2 protein-coding genes and 1 pseudogene are annotated in these 2,013 nt (G+C 47.9%); all 3 read right to left on the reverse strand.

Translation table 11 applies throughout. The annotated features are described in order from the left end of the window. Positions 1-679, reverse strand: a pseudogene (locus Q0526_RS10865) (hydroxylamine reductase); the annotation flags it as partial. Positions 680-736: 57 nt separating this feature from the next. Then, the gene (locus tag Q0526_RS10870) at positions 737-1,069 is read right to left on the reverse strand and encodes a cupin domain-containing protein (protein ID WP_298733442.1); all 333 of its coding nucleotides are present in this window, start codon (positions 1,067-1,069) and stop codon (positions 737-739) included. Positions 1,070-1,144: 75 nt separating this feature from the next. After that, the gene (locus tag Q0526_RS10875; RefSeq protein ID WP_298733444.1) at positions 1,145-1,858 is read right to left on the reverse strand and encodes a 4Fe-4S binding protein; all 714 of its coding nucleotides are present in this window, start codon (positions 1,856-1,858) and stop codon (positions 1,145-1,147) included. Between the last annotated feature and the right edge of the window lie 155 nt (positions 1,859-2,013).

The raw sequence follows: 2,013 nt of genomic DNA on the forward strand, positions 1-2,013 counted from the left end.
CAATATTTACCTTCGTAATTTCGGGATTTCCATAGGCTTCCGTGTTGGCCTTGTCTAGCAGAGCCATACCGGATACGCCGTGTTTTCCGGTTTCCATTGTCAGGGCAATCAATTCTTTTACGCTGAGATTGTCATCCAGTGTAGCTGCCAGTGCTCGCTGAAGGAAAGCATCGACCTCCTCATCATCCTTCAGTAGAACGTTTGCGTGTTTGGAGTATGCGGACAATCCCTTCAGACCGTAGGTAATCAGTTCTCGTAGAGAACGGATATTCTCGTTTTCAGTAGAAAGAACACCGACAGTTCCGGCTTTCTCTTCCCAATTGCCAGAGCCATTCCATTTTGCCGCTTCGGGCAGACCAGAAGGATCGGCAATCTGCGCCAACAGCACATCTTTTTCAGTCAGTGTGGTACGGATTCTTGCCTCAATGCTCTCCTTGTCAAAATTTGCATTGGTGATGGTGGTGAACAGATTCAGGGTGATCAAGTGATTGATTTCCGCAGATACCTGCTTCCCTTCCTGACGCAGTGCAGTTGTAACAGCTGAAATCCCTTTTGTGACATAGACCAGCAGATCCTGCATAGCTGCCACATCAGGCTTCTTCCCGCATACACCGGACATGGTGCAACCCTTGCACCCGGCGGTTTCCTGACACTGATAGCAAAACATTTTTTGTTCCATATTTACCTCCCTAATAGAATGATACATTTTTATAATTCTTATATGGCCGCTTCCCGCTTAGAACACAACGACCAAAAGCATTTTGAACGCTTCCTGTCCATATACCGCGTGAGGGTGCCCGGCCGGCATGACTATGGATTCCCCTTCGTGTAGCAGATGTTCCGTGCCGTCGATAGTGATTTTTCCTATGCCGTCCAAGCAGGTGACGAAAGCGTCGCCGCCCGATTCATGGGTGCTGATTTCCTCGCCCTTTGCGAATGAGAACAGGGTAATACTTACTGCCGGATTTTGAGCCAGCGTCTTGCTGACCACCTGCCCCTCCTGATAGGAGATCTGCTCTTTCAGCGTCAAGACCTCAGCCTGTGCAATGTTTTTCATTTTTTGGCTCATAACAGCTTCCTCCTTCAATATAGTTTCGGCTTTCTGTGGGATATGTTCCCGAAAAAGTTGAATCTGAATCAGTACTTATTCAAGAATCTTTCCGTCAATCGAGATGGTGACCACTTGCCAGGGAATGAATTTTCCGCTTGCCTGCAATGCTTTTTTAGCGGCTGATTCCAGTCCGCCGCAACAGGGGACTTCCATCCGCACAATGGTCACGCTCTGGATATTGTTGTTTTGGATAATCTGCGTCAACTTTTCGCTGTAATCCACGTTGTCCAGTTTGGGGCAGCCAATCAGCGTAATCTTCCCGCGCATAAAATCCTCGTGCATTCTGGCATAGGCATATGCGCTGCAATCTGCCGCAATCAGCAATTTGGCTCCTTCAAAATAGGGGGCACCTACTGGAACCAGCTTAATTTGGCAGGGCCACTGCGTTAGCTGTGACTCAGCCTGTATCGGGTCAGAAAGAGCAGATTCCTGTGAATGCTGGATTCGCTGCATTCGGCTGCCGGGGCAATCCGCATGAACACCAACGGAAGGAGAATTCATTCCGTTCTTTTTTCTCATATTTTCCTGCACGGCCTTTTCGTCATAGGCAGCAGCTTCCCGTTCCACAAAGGAAATCGCACCGGTGGGGCAGGTGGGCAAGCAGTCGCCCAGACCATCGCAATAATCGTCCCTCAGGAGCTTTGCCTTCCCGTTTACCATGCCGATAGCCCCTTCATGGCAGGCTTCGGCGCAGGCCCCACATCCATTGCACTTTTCTTCGTTTATTTGAATAATTTTCCGAATCATGTTTGCTTCATCCTTTCTCTTGCGTTTCTGGATTTAGTATACTATAATATAAAATGAAAGTCTGTTGTTATAACAACAAGAGGTGGAAAATATGAATTTATCCAATACACAACTGTTTCGAGGACTGGAAGAAGCAGAGATTACATCTCTTTTGG

It is taken from the genome of uncultured Subdoligranulum sp. (genome assembly GCF_937890665.1).